Origin of the sequence: Rhodococcus sp. NJ-530, assembly GCF_003860625.1 — a bacterium.
GTDB classification, from domain to species: Bacteria; Actinomycetota; Actinomycetes; order Mycobacteriales; family Mycobacteriaceae; genus Rhodococcus_F; species Rhodococcus_F qingshengii.
Window position 1 is genome coordinate 3,058,134 of the sequence record NZ_CP034152.1, and the last position, 16,460, is coordinate 3,074,593.

At 64.3% G+C, this 16,460-nt stretch carries 16 protein-coding genes and 1 pseudogene; 16 read left to right on the forward strand and 1 reads right to left on the reverse strand.

The features are described from left to right. Positions 1–19 precede the first annotated feature (19 nt). From alaS to aroQ, 10 genes are all read left to right on the forward strand, one after another. Positions 20–2,692, forward strand: a complete 2,673-nt coding sequence (gene alaS, locus EHW12_RS14480; protein ID WP_019748361.1) for an alanine--tRNA ligase — start codon at positions 20–22, stop codon at positions 2,690–2,692. A 2-nt stretch (positions 2,693–2,694) separates the two neighbouring features. Then, a complete protein-coding gene (ruvX, locus tag EHW12_RS14485) occupies positions 2,695–3,228 on the forward strand; it encodes a Holliday junction resolvase RuvX (RefSeq protein ID WP_003944838.1) in 534 nt (177 codons plus the stop codon). Beyond that, positions 3,225–4,535 (forward strand): endolytic transglycosylase MltG, encoded by a 1,311-nt coding sequence (gene mltG, locus EHW12_RS14490; RefSeq protein ID WP_003945033.1) that lies wholly within the window; start codon positions 3,225–3,227, stop codon positions 4,533–4,535. Before ruvX ends, mltG begins: the two co-directional genes overlap by 4 nt. Continuing rightward, entirely contained in the window at positions 4,525–5,364 is an 840-nt protein-coding gene (locus EHW12_RS14495; protein ID WP_125051045.1) for a shikimate dehydrogenase, read from the forward strand. Before mltG ends, EHW12_RS14495 begins: the two co-directional genes overlap by 11 nt. An 80-nt stretch (positions 5,365–5,444) precedes the next feature. Beyond that, positions 5,445–6,068: an A24 family peptidase gene (locus tag EHW12_RS14500; protein ID WP_050794071.1), complete on the forward strand. Its 624-nt coding sequence runs from the start codon at positions 5,445–5,447 to the stop codon at positions 6,066–6,068. Between the two features lie 225 nt (positions 6,069–6,293). Continuing rightward, complete coding sequence (locus tag EHW12_RS14505; RefSeq protein ID WP_003944959.1) at positions 6,294–6,992, forward strand: S1 family peptidase; 699 nt, start codon at positions 6,294–6,296, stop codon at positions 6,990–6,992. 111 nt (positions 6,993–7,103) lie between these two features. Continuing rightward, the gene (gene aroC, locus EHW12_RS14510; RefSeq protein ID WP_003944974.1) at positions 7,104–8,291 is read left to right on the forward strand and encodes a chorismate synthase; all 1,188 of its coding nucleotides are present in this window, start codon (positions 7,104–7,106) and stop codon (positions 8,289–8,291) included. Positions 8,292–8,304: 13 nt separating this feature from the next. Continuing rightward, a complete protein-coding gene (locus EHW12_RS14515) occupies positions 8,305–8,814 on the forward strand; it encodes a shikimate kinase (RefSeq protein ID WP_003944778.1) in 510 nt (169 codons plus the stop codon). Positions 8,815–8,839: 25 nt separating this feature from the next. Further along, on the forward strand, positions 8,840–9,949 hold the full coding sequence (aroB, locus tag EHW12_RS14520; protein ID WP_003944873.1) for a 3-dehydroquinate synthase: 1,110 nt from the start codon (positions 8,840–8,842) through the stop codon (positions 9,947–9,949). Next, positions 9,946–10,374 carry a type II 3-dehydroquinate dehydratase gene (gene aroQ, locus EHW12_RS14525; RefSeq protein WP_003944916.1) on the forward strand — a complete coding sequence of 143 codons (429 nt, stop codon included), beginning with the start codon at positions 9,946–9,948 and terminating at the stop codon, positions 10,372–10,374. The genes aroB and aroQ overlap by 4 nt, the downstream gene beginning before the upstream one ends. 87 nt (positions 10,375–10,461) lie before the next feature. Here aroQ and EHW12_RS14530 read toward each other — a convergent pair whose 3' ends face one another. Beyond that, positions 10,462–11,070: a B-4DMT family transporter gene (locus tag EHW12_RS14530; protein WP_019748369.1), complete on the reverse strand. Its 609-nt coding sequence runs from the start codon at positions 11,068–11,070 to the stop codon at positions 10,462–10,464. A gap of 111 nt (positions 11,071–11,181) precedes the next feature. Between EHW12_RS14530 and EHW12_RS14535 the strand changes: the two genes are divergently transcribed. The 6 genes and pseudogenes from EHW12_RS14535 to EHW12_RS14560 all read left to right on the forward strand — a co-directional run bounded on the left by EHW12_RS14535 (position 11,182) and on the right by EHW12_RS14560 (position 16,460). Beyond that, the gene (locus tag EHW12_RS14535) at positions 11,182–12,276 is read left to right on the forward strand and encodes a Xaa-Pro peptidase family protein (protein ID WP_003944812.1); all 1,095 of its coding nucleotides are present in this window, start codon (positions 11,182–11,184) and stop codon (positions 12,274–12,276) included. A 34-nt stretch (positions 12,277–12,310) separates the two neighbouring features. Further along, on the forward strand, positions 12,311–12,874 hold the full coding sequence (efp, locus tag EHW12_RS14540) for an elongation factor P (RefSeq protein ID WP_003944958.1): 564 nt from the start codon (positions 12,311–12,313) through the stop codon (positions 12,872–12,874). Then, complete coding sequence (nusB, locus tag EHW12_RS14545; protein WP_007728014.1) at positions 12,875–13,372, forward strand: transcription antitermination factor NusB; 498 nt, start codon at positions 12,875–12,877, stop codon at positions 13,370–13,372. It begins immediately after the preceding gene. A 269-nt stretch (positions 13,373–13,641) separates the two neighbouring features. After that, positions 13,642–14,219, forward strand: a pseudogene (pyrR, locus tag EHW12_RS14550) (bifunctional pyr operon transcriptional regulator/uracil phosphoribosyltransferase PyrR). Continuing rightward, the gene (locus EHW12_RS14555) at positions 14,182–15,126 is read left to right on the forward strand and encodes an aspartate carbamoyltransferase catalytic subunit (RefSeq protein ID WP_003944883.1); all 945 of its coding nucleotides are present in this window, start codon (positions 14,182–14,184) and stop codon (positions 15,124–15,126) included. The pseudogene pyrR and the gene EHW12_RS14555 overlap by 38 nt, the downstream one beginning before the upstream one ends. Then, positions 15,123–16,460: a dihydroorotase gene (locus EHW12_RS14560; protein ID WP_007728012.1), complete on the forward strand. Its 1,338-nt coding sequence runs from the start codon at positions 15,123–15,125 to the stop codon at positions 16,458–16,460. The genes EHW12_RS14555 and EHW12_RS14560 overlap by 4 nt, the downstream gene beginning before the upstream one ends.

The window sequence follows — 16,460 nt, forward strand, 5'->3', positions numbered from 1 at the left end:
TGAAGGTAAGGACCGGTTAGTGCAAACCCACGAGATCCGCAGGCGATTCCTCGACCACTTCGTCAAGGCCGGCCACACCGAGGTGCCCAGCGCCTCGCTGATTCTCGACGACCCGAACCTTCTGTTCGTCAACGCGGGCATGGTTCCGTTCGTGCCGTTCTTCCTCGGGCAGCAGACGCCGTCCTACTCACGGGCGACGTCCGTGCAGAAGTGCGTCCGCACCCTGGACATCGAAGAGGTCGGCATCACCACCCGCCACAACACCTTCTTCCAGATGGCGGGCAACTTCTCCTTCGGTGACTACTTCAAGAAGGAAGCCATCTCCCACGCCTGGCAGTTGCTGACAGGTTCGGTCGAGGACGGCGGATACGGCATCGATCCCACGCGCCTGTGGGCCACCGTCTACCTCGACGACGACGAAGCATTCTCGATCTGGCGCGACGAGGTAGGAGTGCCCGAAGAGCGCATCCAGCGCCGCGGCATGAAGGACAACTACTGGTCCATGGGCATTCCCGGGCCGTGCGGCCCCTGCTCGGAGATCTTCTACGACCGTGGCGCCGAATACGGCGTCGAGGGTGGCCCCGAAGCCGACGAGGATCGCTACATCGAGATCTGGAACCTCGTGTTCATGCAGAACGAGCGCGGCGAGGGCACCAACAAGGGCGACTACCCGATCCTCGGACCGTTGCCGAAGAAGAACATCGACACCGGCATGGGCGTCGAGCGCGTTGCGTTCCTCCTGCAGGGCGTCGAAAACGTCTACGAGACAGATCTTCTCCGCCCCGTCATCGACAAGGCCGCCGAACTGACCGGCAGTGTCTACGGGACCGACCACACTTCAGACGTCCGTTTCCGCGTCATCGCCGACCACGCACGCACCGCAGCGATGTTGATCGCCGACGGTGTGAACCCCGGCAACTACGGCCGCGGCTACGTCCTGCGCCGGTTGCTGCGTCGCATCGTGCGTTCGGCCAAACTGCTCGGCAGCGAGCAGCCCACCATGCGCGAGTTCATGATCGTCGTCCGCGACACGATGGCGCCGTCGTACCCGGTTCTGGAAACCGACTTCACGCGCATCGAGAACGTTGCCGTCGGCGAGGAGACCGCGTTCCTCAAGACGCTGGCTTCGGGTTCTGCTCTGTTCGAGAATGCTGCCGAGACGGTCAAGTCGTCCGGAAAGTCGGTCATCGCCGGCGATCAGGCATTTGCACTGCACGACACCTACGGCTTCCCGATCGACCTCACGCTCGAGATGGCGTCCGAGGCCGGTCTCACCGTGGACGAGGACGGCTTCCGCACGCTCATGGCCGAGCAGCGCAAGCGCGCCAAGGACGACGCTCAGGCTCGTAAGCACGCCCATGCCGACCTCACGGTCTACAAGGAACTGCTCGACCGAGGCGCCACCGAGTTCACCGGTTTCGACGAACTCGTCTCCGAGGCTCACGTCCTCGCACTGATCGTCGACGGTGTCCGCGTGCCGGTCGCGAAGGCCGGTCAGGACGTCGAGGTCATCCTCGACCGCAGCCCGCTCTACGCAGAGTCCGGTGGACAGATCGCCGACATCGGTTCGCTCACCGCTCCGGGCCTCGAAGCCAAGGTCAACGACGTACAGAAGATCGCCAAGAAGGTCTGGACGCACAAGGTGACGGTGCAGAAGGGTGAGATCACCGAGGGCGACGTCGTACTCGCGCACGTCGACGCCGAGTGGCGCAAGGGTGCAACCCAGGGGCACTCCGGCACCCACATGGTGCACGCGGCGCTGCGTCAGGTGCTCGGCCCCAACGCGGTGCAGGCGGGCTCGCTCAACAAGCCGGGTTACCTCCGCTTCGACTTCTCGTGGCAGGGCGCGCTGTCCGACTCCCAGAAGCAGGACATCGAGGCACTCACCAACGAAGCCGTGGCGTCGAACTACGCGGTCAACACATTTGTCACGGATCTCGACAAGGCCAAGGCGATGGGTGCGATGGCACTCTTCGGTGAGAACTACGGCGACGAGGTTCGCGTCGTCGAAATCGGCGGCCCGTTCTCGATGGAACTGTGCGGTGGCACTCACGTCGGAAGCTCCGCACAGATCGGTCAGGTAACGCTGCTCGGTGAGCAGTCGGTCGGCTCCGGAATCCGACGCGTCGAGGCGTACGTCGGTTTGGACTCCTACCGCTACCTCGCCAAGGAACGCGCGCTCCTGGCCGGACTCTCCTCCTCGCTGAAGGTTCCTTCGGAAGAGGTGCCCGCCCGCGTCGAGGCGCTCGTCGAGCGACTCAAGGTGGCCGAGAAGGAACTCGAGCAGACAAAGGCCAAGGCTGTGCTGGCGTCAGCAGGCGAGTACGTCGCCAAGGCCAAGCGCATCGGCAGTGTCCTCGTCATCGCCGAGCCTGCTCCCGCCGGAGTCGGCGGAAACGACCTGCGCAGCCTAGTCACGGACATCAAGGGTCGCCTCGGCTCCGAACCTGCCGTCGTAGCTCTGCTCGGTGACGTCGACGGCAAGGTTCCGTTCGTGGTCGCCTCGAGCAAGGCAGCTCAAGGTCTCGGTGTGAAGGCCGGTGAGCTGGTCGCGTCGTTCGGTCCCAAGATCGGCGGCCGCGGCGGCGGAAAGCCCGACATGGCCCAGGGTTCGGGTTCGGACTCCGCAGGAATCCCGGCGGCGCTCGATGCGATCCGGGACAGAGTCGGAGAGCTGGCGGGCGGCAGCTGACGGTGGTGGCTACGCAACAGGGTCCCGATCGCCCCGGCATCGACGACCCTGGTCGCGGGCGGCGCATCGCCATCGACGTGGGCAGTGTTCGCATCGGCGTCGCGTCCAGCGACCCCGACGGCATCCTCGCGACACCGGTGGAAACGGTTCCACGCTCGAAGGAGCGTGGGCCCGACGCGCCGGATATCCGGCGCATTATCGCCATCGTGTCCGAATACGAGGCCGTTGAGGTTATCGTCGGACTGCCACAGACGCTGCGCGGTGAGCAAGGTAAAGCCGCCGGTATCGCGACTGCATTCGCCAAACGACTGCAGCGGGCCGTCGAACCGATCCCGGTGAGACTGTCCGACGAACGACTGACGACCGTCACGGCTGCGCGCAATCTCCGCGAAAGTGGAGTCAAGGCACGCGGCCAGCGACCGATGATCGATCAGGCTGCGGCGGTGGAAATCCTGCAAGGCTGGCTGGACGAGCGGAGTAGAGCTGTGAAACCAGGGGAGTCGTCGAAGGACGCTGCACTGGAGGGCGATCTGTGAACGCGCGGTGGGATGAGGGCGGCGGAAGCCGGCCCACCAGTTCGTTCGACTTCGACAACGACGAGACCATGGTCATGCGTGCACTGCCGCAGAACATCGATCCGCCGCACATGTCGCGAGCCGAGGCACGCAAGCAACGCGAAGCGCGCAACAAGCGCGCCAAGCGTGGCAAGAAGGTCGGCGTTCTCGCCCTGCTGGTGTTGGTGATCGCAGTCCTCGGTGTCGGTGCATACGGCGCTCTCTGGTACATGGATCGCAACAAGACCGCGGAGGATTTTGCCGGCCCCGGCGGCGCACCCGTGGTCATCCAGATCAACAGTGGAGAAACCGCATCGGAGATCGGTGCGACGCTCGAGGCGAAGAACGTCGTCGCGAGTTCCGCTGCTTTCTACAACGCGGCGATCGCCAATCCGTCTGAGATCCAGAAGGTGCAACCCGGCTTCTACCAGGTGCCGGTGCAGAGTAGCGCCGCGAGCGCACTCGACACCTTGGTTGCCCCGGACTCCCGAGTCGGCAGTGTTGTCATCGCCGAAGGGCGTCAGCTGCACGACAGTTCGGACGCGCAGACCGGCTCGCTCAAGAAGGGCATCTACAACCTCATTTCCGAGGCGAGTTGTGTCGGCCCGGTTTCCGCTCAGAAATGTGTCTCGACAGACGAATTGAACACTGCGGGAGCATCTTCCGATCTGGCTTCGCTCGGCGTGCCGGACTGGGCGATGTCGTCGGTCAAGAGCGTGCCGGACAAGGACCGTCAGCTCGAAGGCCTGATCGCCGCCAGCAGTTGGGATTTCGATCCCACTGCGACGCCCACCGAGATCCTGCGGTCGTTGGTCGAGGGTAGCGCCGCCAAGTACGAGGCCACGGGAATTCTGACAGCCGGCAGCGGGGTCGGAATGTCTCCGTACCAGTTGTTGGTGGCAGCGTCGCTGGTCGAGCGTGAGGCGTTGCCCGCTGACATGGCCAAGGTCGCGCGGGTGATCGTCAACCGACTCGCAGTCGATCAGCCTCTGCAGTTCGACTCCACGGTCAACTACTCACTCGACACCACCGAGGTCGCAACCACGGATGCCGACCGTGAGCGCGTCACGCCGTGGAACACGTACGCAATGCCGGGTCTGCCTGCAACGCCCATCGCTTCGCCGAGCATCGACGCGCTGAAGGCCGTGGAATCTCCGGCGGCCGGTGACTGGTTGTACTTCGTCACAATCAACAAGGAAGGCCAGACGCTCTTCACCAAGAGCTACGAGGAGCATTTGGCCAACATCGAACTGGCACAGCAAAGTGGGATTCTCGACAGTGGACGGTAGTACCGCGACTTCGCTCGCGACGCCACGTAAGGCGGCAGTTCTCGGAAGCCCGATCGCTCACTCGAAGTCCCCGTTGCTGCATCTTGCGGCGTACGCGGCTTTGGGGCTGAGCGATTGGACCTACGAGCGGATCGAATGCACCGGCGAGCAGTTGCCTGCCCTCGTCGACTCACTCGGCCCCGAATGGATCGGCCTCTCGGTGACGATGCCGGGCAAGATCGCAGCACTCGAATATGCCACCGAACGCACACCGCGAGCGGTGACCATCGGCTCGGCCAACACCCTGGTTCGCATCGACGGCGGTTGGCGTGCCGACTGCACGGACGTCGACGGAGTCAGCGGTGCGTTGATCGCCGGCGGTGTCGGCGATCTCAGCGGCACTTCGGCGGTAGTTGTCGGCGCGGGCGGCACCGCGCGGCCGGCATTGGTCGCGTTGGCCGACATGGGAGTTCGGACAGTCACCGTGGTCGCGCGTGATCCGGGGCGCGCATCCGGTGCCATCGAATGCGGCGGCGCGGTCGGGTTGGACATTGATCTGGTCGCCTTCGACGACGCACGGCTAGGCGGGATCTGCGCCGAATCCTCGGTCTTGGTCAGTACCGTTCCCGCGGAAGCGGCAGCGCCCTTTGCCCAGCAATTGGGGAGGGCGCGATTTGTCCTCGACGCGATCTACAACCCCTGGCCGACGCCACTTGCTTCGGTTGTCGAGGCGGCCGATGGCACGGTGATCGGCGGCCTCGAGATGTTGCTCAATCAGGCCTTCGGGCAGGTAGAGCAGTTCACGGGCAAGCCCGCTCCGCGAGAGGCGATGGCAGCCGCTATCGCCTAGCTCTGTTCACAGTGTCGAGGTAGTCCACAAGACAATTCGTAGTCTGCCGCTGGTGAACGCCAGACGCCAAGCTCGAAACCATGTGGACGTTGGTGGTCTTGGCAGGCGCTGGGGTAATCGCTGGTTTCGGTGCTCAGGCGATCGTCGACTGTTGGTTGCGGCGATACGGTTATCGACCAGTCGTGACTTTCTGTTGTGTGCCGCAGTGCGCCGTCGCAACAGGCTGGGTTGTCGTCGGTGCGCTGAATACCTCGGTGGTGCAGTTACTTTCCGGTCTCGCCGTGGTGTGGTGGTGCGTCGCGATCTCGACTGTCGACCTGGCTGTGCGTCGGCTGCCCAACAGTTTCACGCTGCCGGGCTACGCCGTCGTGATGGTCTACGCGACGGTGTCGGGAACGGTGTGGGTGGCGGCGGTGGGGTCGGCACTGCTCGCCGGAATCCACCTCCTGGCGCACGTGATGTCGCCTGGTTCCATGGGTGTCGGCGATGTGAAGCTCTCGCTTCCTCTGGGCGCCGTGACCGGATTGGTGGGAGCGGACGCCTGGCTGTGGTCGTTGGTGTCTGCGTCGGTGCTCACCGCAACGCTGGGCACCGCGCTGGAACTGCGAAGACGAGGGCCGGTAGCCCATAATTCGCCCATTGCGCACGGACCCTCGATGTGCCTGGCAGCCTGCGGTTCGATTGCGTTTGCCTGGCTGACGTGACGAGTGCAACATCCGCGAGAAGTCTGGCGTTATTGACCGTTCAACGACGGACGGTGAACTGCAGGAAAGACGTAACCGTCGGTTTCATAAATGCGGGTATTGCCAGCGCGCGGTCCCAGTATGCGGCGAGTCGGACTTGCCGAATGTCCACACCCTGACGTTCACTGAGGTTTCGGAAATGGGACAAAACGAATCTCGTTTCGCACTCGATTATCGGGGGAACCTATGCGCACAAGGCTTTTCGTCGCTGCGGCAGCCTGTTTGGCGGCTGTGGCTGCAGGAGCGGGCGTCGCCGGCGCCGCGCCTGCACCTTCATCGGTGGCGCTGGGCGGGGGCTCAGGCATCCTGCTGCCGGACGTGGATCACTCCGATCCTGACCGAGTTGCAGCATGCACGTTGACCGCGGTCGGCTACGACAACGCCGGTTCTCTCGTGGCACTCACCGCCGGACACTGCGGAGTTGTCGGGGACCGGGTGTTCGCCGAGTACCTGCCCGAGGCCGGACCCATCGGTCGGTTCTCTTACTCGAGTCCGGTCTCGGACATCGCCGTGATCGATCTCGACGACGCCAAGGTAGCTCCGCTGCGTACCGTCGGCGGCACGACGATCAACGGAATCGGCGCCCCGCCGGCACCGGGGACGATCGTGTGCAAGGAAGGCCGTTCGACCGGCAACACGTGCGGTATCACCTGGGGTTACGACTCCGTCTACGGTGAGATCGTCGAGCACACGTGCTCGATTCCCGGTGATTCCGGTGGACCGCTCGTCGTCGGTGACCGCCTGGTGGGCTTGATCAGCAACGGCTTCCCGCCGTACTGCTTCGAGCCGCTTCCGCCGCCGTTCCACGCTCCCGACAACTCGGCGGACATCAACATCGGTTTGGCTGACATCAACGCAAACGGTGGAGGATTCCGCCTGTTCTAGACCCACAGGTACCTCTGAGATGGCCCACACGCCTCGTGCGTGTGGGCCATCTGTGTTCACCGGGAGGACCACTGTGACAACTGAGGTCTGCGACGTGGAAAGATGGTCGGCGTGCTGCGTTGGATAACTGCCGGAGAATCCCATGGTCCCGCCCTCGTCGCGATGCTCGAGGGCATGGTCGCGGGGGTCGAAGTGACCTCTGAGGCCATCTCGTCCGAACTTGCCCGTCGTCGACTCGGTTACGGCCGTGGCGCACGGATGAAGTTCGAGGCCGACAAGGTCACCATCATCGGCGGTGTCCGCCACGGATTTACGCTCGGTGGCCCCGTGGCCATCGAGATCGGCAACACCGAGTGGCCCAAGTGGGAAACCATCATGTCCGCCGACCCGGTCGACCCGGACCTGCTCGCCGATCAGGCTCGCAATGCCCCGTTGACGCGCCCGCGTCCCGGACACGCCGATTACAGCGGCATGCTCAAGTACGGCTTCAACGACGCGCGTCCCGTCCTCGAGCGCGCCAGCGCTCGCGAGACCGCAGCCCGCGTGGCCGCTGGAACCGTCGCACGGTCCTTCCTGCGTCAGGTATTCGGTGCCGAGGTCGTTTCACACGTTATTTCCATCGGTGCTTCCGAGCCGTACGTCGGACCCGTGCCGGAGGGCAAGGATCTCGACGCGATCGACGCGAGCCCGGTCCGCGCATTCGACAAGGCTGCAGAAGAGTCGATGATCGCCGAAATCGAATCGGCGAAGAAGGACGGCGACACCCTCGGTGGCGTCGTGGAGGTCGTCATCCACGGCCTGCCGGTCGGACTCGGCACTTTCGTCAGCGGCGCCGAGCGTCTCGATTCACGACTTGCTGCTGCTCTCATGGGAATTCAGGCCATCAAGGGTGTCGAGGTCGGCGACGGCTTCGAGACCGCGCGCCGTCGTGGCAGCGAAGCTCACGACGAGATCCGTCCGGGCCCGGACGGCATCGTGCGCTCCACGAACCGCGCAGGCGGAATCGAAGGTGGCATGACCAATGGTGAGGCTCTTCGAGTTCGCGCCGCGATGAAGCCGATCTCGACGGTTCCGCGCGCTCTGGCGACGGTCGACATGGAGAGCGGCGAGGAAGCGGTTGCCATCCACCAGCGCAGCGACGTGTGCGCGGTTCCGGCCGCCGGCGTCGTCGCCGAGTCGATGGTCGCGCTCGTCGTGGCTCAGGCCGCACTCGAAAAGTTCGGTGGTGATTCCATTGCTGAAACCACTGCCAACTACCGTCGTTACGCCGAGGGCATCGCAGCCCGACCGCCTCGATAGGACTCACGTATCGATGAAGCCGAAGGCTGTACTCATCGGTCCGCCCGGTGCCGGCAAATCGACCATCGGTCGACGTCTCGCGCAGGCACTCGAACTCGAGTTGGTCGATACCGACGCCGAGATCGAACGGACCACGGGTAGGACGATCCCGGAGATCTTCACCCATGACGGAGAGCCTCGGTTTCGTGAAATCGAGGAATCGGTGGTTCGCGAAGCATTGCAGTCCACCGACGGAATCGTCTCGCTCGGCGGTGGTGCGATCCTCTCCGATCGCACGCGCGAACTGCTCCAGGGGCACACGGTCATCTACCTCGAGATCAGTGTCGCCGAAGGGCTTCGCCGCACGGGGGCGAACAATCATCGCCCGCTGCTGGCCGGCGGAGATCCCAAGGTCAAGTACCAGGAGTTGATGAGGCGTCGTCGTCCGCTGTACCGGCGTTCGGCCACGATTCGGATTCGGACCGACGGCCGAAGTCCGGCGCGTGTCGTCGGGCAACTGGTGTCGAAACTTCAAGACAAATGAACAACCGGAGCGGAGTAGTGGAGCAGTGACCGAACCCGTACGTGTAGAGGTGAAGACCGCAAGTCCTTACCCGGTCGTGATCGGCCGCGGCCTGCTCGGTGATCTCGTCGCCGAGTTCGACGGCGCGCGCACTGTCGCGATCTTCCATCAGCCGCCGCTGGCAGAGACCGCGGAGGCCGTACGGGCTGCGTTGGCGGAGAAGGGAATCGACGCCCACCGTATCGAGATCCCCGATGCCGAGGACGGCAAGGATCTTGCTGTGGCGGGCTTCTGCTGGGACGTGCTCGGCCGGATCGGCCTGACTCGCAGCGACGCGATCATGAGCTTGGGCGGGGGAGCGGCGACCGACCTCACCGGCTTCGTCGCGGCTACGTGGATGCGCGGTGTCAAGGTAGTTCACGTCCCCACCACCTTGCTCGCGATGGTCGACGCAGCAGTGGGCGGCAAGACCGGTATCAACACCGAAGCGGGCAAGAACCTCGTCGGTTCGTTCCACGAACCGGGAGCGGTGTTCATCGATCTCGCGACGCTCGAGACTGTGCCGCACAACGAGATCGTTGCCGGCATGGCCGAGGTCATCAAGACCGGATTCATCGCCGACCCGGTGATCCTGGATCTCATCGAAGCCGATCCCAAGGCAGCTCTCGATCCGTCGGGAACTGTTCTGCCCGAGTTGATTCGGCGCTCCGTAGAGGTCAAGGCCAAGGTCGTGGCCGCGGATCTGCGCGAGTCGGATCTGCGCGAAATCCTCAACTACGGCCACACCCTCGGCCACGCGATCGAACGTCGTGAGCGCTACAAGTGGCGCCACGGTGCCGCTGTCTCCGTCGGCCTGGTCTTCGCTGCCGAACTCGGACGGCTCGCGGGCCGACTCGACGACGCCACCGCGGATCGTCACAAGTCGATCCTCGATCTCGTCGGGCTGCCGACGTCGTACGACGGTGATGCGTTCGGCGATCTGATGAAGGGAATGCAGACCGACAAGAAGAACCGTGCCGGGCTGCTGCGTTTCGTGGTCCTCGACGGACTGGCCAAGCCGGGTCGCCTCGAGGGGCCGGATCCGAGTCTGCTGGTTGCGGCGTACTCCGCGATTGCCCGCGATGCGCGGCCGGCCGGCGGAACGGTCCTGTTGTGAGGATCAACGTCGTCAACGGACCCAATCTGGGGCGTCTGGGTAAGCGTCAGCCCGAGGTCTACGGCGCGACCACACACGACGATCTGATCGAATTGTGCGTCGCGGCAGGCAAGGAGCTCGGCGTCGAGGTGATCGTCCGTCAGAGCGATCACGAAGGCGATCTGCTCGGTTGGATCCACGACGCGGCGGACGCGGGGGAACCGGTGATCCTCAATGCCGGTGGCTTGACGCACACGTCGGTGGTCCTGCGAGATGCATGCGCCGAACTGACCGCAGGTCTCGTCGAGGTACACATCTCGAACGTTCATGCGCGAGAAGAGTTTCGGCACCACTCCTACCTGAGTCCGATTGCGACCGGAGTGATCGTCGGACTCGGCGTCGCCGCGTATCCGCTGGCGATCAGGTTCCTCGCCGAGCGAGGCTGAACGAGGGAAGTCGAAAAAACAGCCACACGAATGCGGCCCCGAGGAAAATATCCTCGGGGCCGCATTCGGTTGTGTGGACGGTGGGCGTTACTGCTCGCGCTTGCCCAGATCGATCGCCGGGAAGACCGCGGTATCGGCGTCGGATTCCTCGACGGACATGGCGGCTCCGCTGTATGCGTGCTGCTCGGTGGGGGAGTCGTAGCCCTCGCTGACGGGCACCGGTTCGTGGTGACGCTCATGGGACGGGGTCTGCGGAGCTGTTCCGTTCTTGCGCTGTTCACGGCTGACGAAGAAGCGTCCGACGGTGATGGCGATCATGGCGGGGACGAAGATGAGAAGGATCGTGAACGCCGCACCGGAGGTCACCTCGAAGAACAAGCCCTGCTGGGTCAGTTCGAGGGAGGGGACGAGGCTGAGTGCCCAGCTTGCAGCGCCGGCGACGAACCCGCCGACCAATGCGGCCTTGAGCCACAGCATGGTCAGATCGGCGCCGTCCTCTGGTTCGGGGAAGTTCCGGCGGTCACGAATGCCGTCGATACCACCCCAGATCGCGGCGAAGACGATGACGATCAACAGGGACAGCCAGCGCAGGGTGGACCCCTGAAGTGGCCACTGTGCGATCGCTGCACCGAGCAACGCACGAAACACAACATGTATCAGGGCCATGCCGAGGCCACGTACCAACCACGCATTCATGGGTACAGCCTAACTAGAACCCATTACACCTTGTGGCCTAACCCACAGTTATTGCTGTAACCGCGAGTTTCGAGTTGATCGGCAGGTCTGCGCGGGCGGTAGGTTCGAGGGATGCCGGTCGACTTCAGAACACGCCGTGAATCCCTCAGACGCCTCCTCTCGGAGCGCGAACTCGACGCGATTCTCGTCACAGATCTCCTCAACATCAGATACCTCACCGGTTTCACCGGTTCCAATGCGGCGCTCGTCGTCAGTGCATCGGATTCAGCGTCCGACGAGCGTGAGACGGTGATCTGCACCGACGGCCGCTACGTGACGCAGGTGTCAGAGCAGGTGCCGGACCTTCGGGCCGAAATCGCCCGTTCGAGTGCTGCGCACTTGATCGAGAAGTCCACGGCGCCCGTTCTCGCGTTCGAGTCACATGTGGCGACGTTCGCCGAACATCGGGCTTGGACCGAAGCAGCGCCGAAGATCCGGTTCGAACCGGTGAGCGGACTCGTCGAACAATTGCGCATGGTCAAGGACGAGTACGAGGTGGAGTTGTTGCGAGCCGCGTGCACCGCAGCCGATGTCGCGTTGGCGCAGTTGATCGCTCGCGGTGGCCTGCGACCTGGCCGAACGGAACGAGAGGTCGGCCGCGAGCTGGAAAATCTGATGCTCGACAACGGGGCGGACGGTATTTCCTTCGAGACGATCGTGGCGGCCGGCGCCAACTCGGCGATTCCGCATCACCGACCGACCGACGCGATCCTGGCGTCGGGTGACTTCGTCAAACTCGACTTCGGCGCCCAGGTCGGTGGGTACCACTCGGACATGACACGGACCTACGTGCTCGAGTCCGTTTCCGATTGGCAACGGGAGATTTACGAGCTCGTCGCGCGTTCGCAAGCTGCCGGTTGCGACGCGCTCGCGCCGGGTGTCGAATGTGCGGCAGTCGACGCCGTCGCCCGTGCGGTGATCGACGATGCAGGCTACGGCGAGTTGTTCCTGCACGGCCTCGGCCACGGTGTGGGGCTCGAAATCCACGAAGCACCGGGGATCGGCAAGCTCGGCACCGGTACACTTCTTTCCGGCGCGGCGGTGACCGTCGAGCCGGGCGTGTACTTCTCCGGGCGCGGAGGTGTACGGATCGAGGACACGCTCGTTGTTCGTGAGCAGGGGCCAGAGCTGCTCACACTGACCGCAAAAGACCTTACCGTCGTCTGAGACGGTTTCCCGACCCCTAGGAGACGCGAAGCAAGTGGCTTCCACCAGTGATTTCAAGAATGGTCTGGTTCTGCAGATCGAAGGCCAGCTGTGGACGATCATCGAGTTCCAGCACGTCAAGCCCGGCAAGGGCCCTGCCTTCGTGCGCACCAAGCTCAAGAACGTGCTCTCGGGCAAGGTAGTGGACAAGACGTTCAACGCCGGTGTGAAGGTCGAGACCGCCACGGTCGACCGTCGTGACATGACGTACCTGTACCACGACGGCAGCGACTACATCTTCATGGACGGCGACACCTACGACCAGGTGTCGATCAGCGAATCCACCGTCGGCGACCAGTCGCGTTTCCTGCTCGAGAACATGGCAGTCCAGGTCGCGACCCACGAAGACGTTCCCCTCTTCGTCGAGCTTCCGGTCACCGTCGAGCTCGTCGTCAAGCACACCGATCCGGGCCTGCAGGGCGACCGCTCCACCGGCGGCACCAAGCCTGCGACCCTCGAGACCGGTGCCGAGATCAACGTCCCGCTCTTCATCAACACCGGTGACAAGCTCAAGGTCGATTCTCGTGACGGCAACTACCTCGGGCGTGTGAATTCCTGAGTGTCCGGCACACATAAGAAACTCGGTGCACGCCACAAGGCGCGCAAGCGTGCCGTCGACTTCCTCTTCGAAGCCGAGGCACGTGACCTCGATCCGGTCGCACTGGCGTCGGAGCGTTCCGATCTGTCCGTCAAGGACGACGCGGTAGCACCCGTCGCGGCCTACACCGTCACGTTGGTGTCCGGCGTTGCGGAGAATCTGGACCGGATCGATCAGGTCATCTCCTCGCATCTGCAGGACTGGACGCTCGAGCGTCTGCCCGCCGTCGACCGTGCGATTCTGCGTATCGCCGTGTGGGAGCTCTTCCACGCGACGGACGTTCCGCCGGTTGTCGCCGTGGACGAGGCCGTCGAACTCGCGAAGCAGCTCTCGACGGACGACTCTCCGGGATTCGTCAACGGAATCCTCGGCCAGGTCGTTCTCGTTGCGCCGCAGGTTCGATCGGCTGCGGCCGCGACCTCCCAGCGCGCGCAGGAATCGGATTCGGGTACCGAGTAGCAAGTTTTGTTCCACCACCGCCGTGCGAGTGTCACCGTGCGCGTTGTGTGTCTGCACACAACCGGTCGGAGTCGCTGCTCGCACGGCGGGATCAGGTCTGTCGGCTGATAGGGTGGGGACCGTCAGACATCCTTTAACGATCCGTCCAGTGAGGCGGAGAAGGAGGTCGCTGCATGAGCGTGCCCGAAGGGTCTCGCCCATCCGATCTTGCAGGTCCAGGTAACTCGAAGGCGCCGGTCGGTGCCGAGGCAGGTAGCGAAACCCGCGAATTGTTGTCCGCCCAGGATGTGGGCCGGACCATCGCGCGGATCGCTCACGAGATCATCGAGAAGACCGCACTCGACGGACCCGAGGGAACTGCCCCTCGTGTGGTCCTGATCGGGATCCCGACGCGTGGAACCACCCTCGCCACGCGACTGCGCGCCAAGATCGAAGAATTCTCCGGTGTGCGTCTTCCCATCGGATCTCTCGACATCACCCTCTACCGCGACGATCTCCGGAACAAGCCGCACCGCCCGCTCGAGCGCACGTCCGTCCCGAGGGTGGCGTCGACAATGCGCTGGTCGTTCTCGTGGACGACGTCCTCTTCTCCGGTCGCACCGTGCGCTCGGCACTCGACGCGTTGCGCGATCTGGGCCGCCCCCGCGCGGTCCAACTCGCAGTGCTCGTGGATCGTGGTCACCGCGAACTCCCGCTGCGCGCCGACTACGTCGGCAAGAACGTCCCGACCGCGAGGTCCGAGGACGTCAAGGTTCTCCTCCAGGAGCACGACGGCAGGGAAGCGGTAGTCATCTCCGGGGTAAGAGCGCGTGAAGCACCTACTTTCCATCGCGGACCTCGATCGTGAGTCCGCGGTAGAACTTCTCGACGAGGCAGAACGGTTCGAGCAGGCACTTCTGGGACGAGAGGTACGCAAGCTCCCGACGCTGCGCGGACGCACGGTCATGACGGTGTTCTTCGAGAACTCGACGCGCACCCGGGTGTCTTTCGAGGTGGCAGGCAAATGGATGAGTGCCGACGTCATCAATGTCAGCGCATCCAGTTCCTCGGTGTCCAAAGGTGAATCCCTGCGCGATACCGCGATGACCCTGCGCGCGGCCGGTGCCGACGCACTCATCGTGCGCCACCCGGCTTCGGGCGCCGCCCACCAGATCGCAAAGTGGACCGGAGCGGCCGACGACGGTGGCCCGGCAGTCATCAACGCAGGTGACGGCACGCACGAGCACCCCACTCAGGCGCTTCTCGACGCTTTGACCCTTCGCCAGCGTCTCGGCGACATCGAGGGCAAGCGGATCGCCATCGTCGGCGACATCCTGCACAGCCGTGTCGCCCGCTCCAACGCACTGCTGCTCTCGATGCTCGGTGCCGAGGTTGTTCTTGTTGCGCCGCCGACACTGCTGCCGGTCGGTGCGCACACGTGGCCGGTCACGGTCTCGCATTCGCTCGACGCGGAACTGCCCGGACTCGACGCGGTGCTGATGCTGCGGGTTCAGGCCGAACGCATGAACGGTGGCTTCTTCCCGTCGCAGCGCGAGTACTCGATCAACTACGGCCTGTCCGAGAAGCGGCTGGCGATGCTGGCCGATCACGCGGTGGTCCTGCACCCCGGCCCGATGCTGCGCGGCATGGAGATTGCATCCGCCGTTGCCGATTCCTCCAAAACTGCTGTACTGCAACAGGTTACCAACGGCGTACACATGCGCATGGCTGTCTTGTTCCGACTGCTGGTCGGGTCGGAGGACGGTGCGCTGTGACCAGAAACGAGAACGGAGAATCACCCGTGAGTGTCCTGCTCCGCGGAGTCCTGATCTACGGAGAAGGTGAGCCCACCGACGTACTCGTCGGCGACGGCACGATCCTCGAGATCGGCGTGGACCTCGATCCGGCCACGGCATCCGAGGTGATCGATGCCGGCGGGCAGATCCTGCTTCCCGGCTTCGTGGACCTGCACACACATCTGCGTGAGCCCGGCCGCGAAGACACCGAGACCATCGAAACCGGAAGCTCGGCAGCGGCTCTGGGTGGATACACCGCGGTCTTCGCGATGGCCAACACGAGTCCCGTCGCCGATTCGGTGGTCATCACCGATCACGTCTGGCGACGCGGGCAGGAAGTCGGCCTCGTCGACGTCCACCCCGTCGGCGCAGTCACAGCGGGCCTGGAAGGCAAGCAACTCGCCGAGATGGCGACCATGGCCGCAGGCGTCGGCAAGGTCAAGATGTTCTCCGACGACGGCCACTGCGTCTACGACCCACTGATCATGCGTCGCGCGCTCGAATACTCCAGCTCACTGGGCGTCCTGATCGCCCAGCACGCGGAAGAGCCGCGTTTGACCGTCGGTGCGGTCGCCCACGAGGGCCCCACGGCCGCGCGTCTCGGCCTGGCCGGATGGCCGCGAGCAGCCGAAGAATCGATCGTGGCCCGCGACGCACTGCTCGCGCGTGACGCCGGCGCCCGCGTTCACATCTGCCACGCCTCCACCGCCGGAACCGTCGAACTCGTGAAGTGGGCTCGCAGCCAAGGGATTTCGATCACCGCCGAGGTCACCCCGCATCACCTGCTCCTCGACGATTCACGGCTCGAGACGTACGACGCGATCAACAAGGTCAACCCGCCCTTGCGTGAGGCCAGTGATGTTGCCGCGCTGCGCAAGGGTCTGGCCGAGGGAATCATCGACTGCGTCGCGACCGACCATGCTCCGCACGCCGAGCAGGACAAGTGCTGCGAGTTCGCAGCCGCTCGCCCTGGAATGCTCGGCCTCGAGACCGCACTCTCGATCATCGTGCAGACGATGGTCCAGCCCGGCTTGTTGGACTGGCGCGGTGTTGCCCGGGTCATGAGCGAGCGCCCCGCGGCAATCGTCGGCCTCGACGATCAGGGCCGTCCCATCGAGGTGGGGGAGCCCGCGAACCTGACATTGGTCGATCCATCGGCCGAGTGGACGGTCCACGGTCCCGACCTGGCGAGTGTCGCGCATAACACTCCGTACGAGTCGATGACATTGCCCGCTCGGGTCACGACCACACTGTTACGTGGCCGCATCACCGCACACGACGGGAATGTGCGGCTGCGGAGTAGCGAGGAGTAG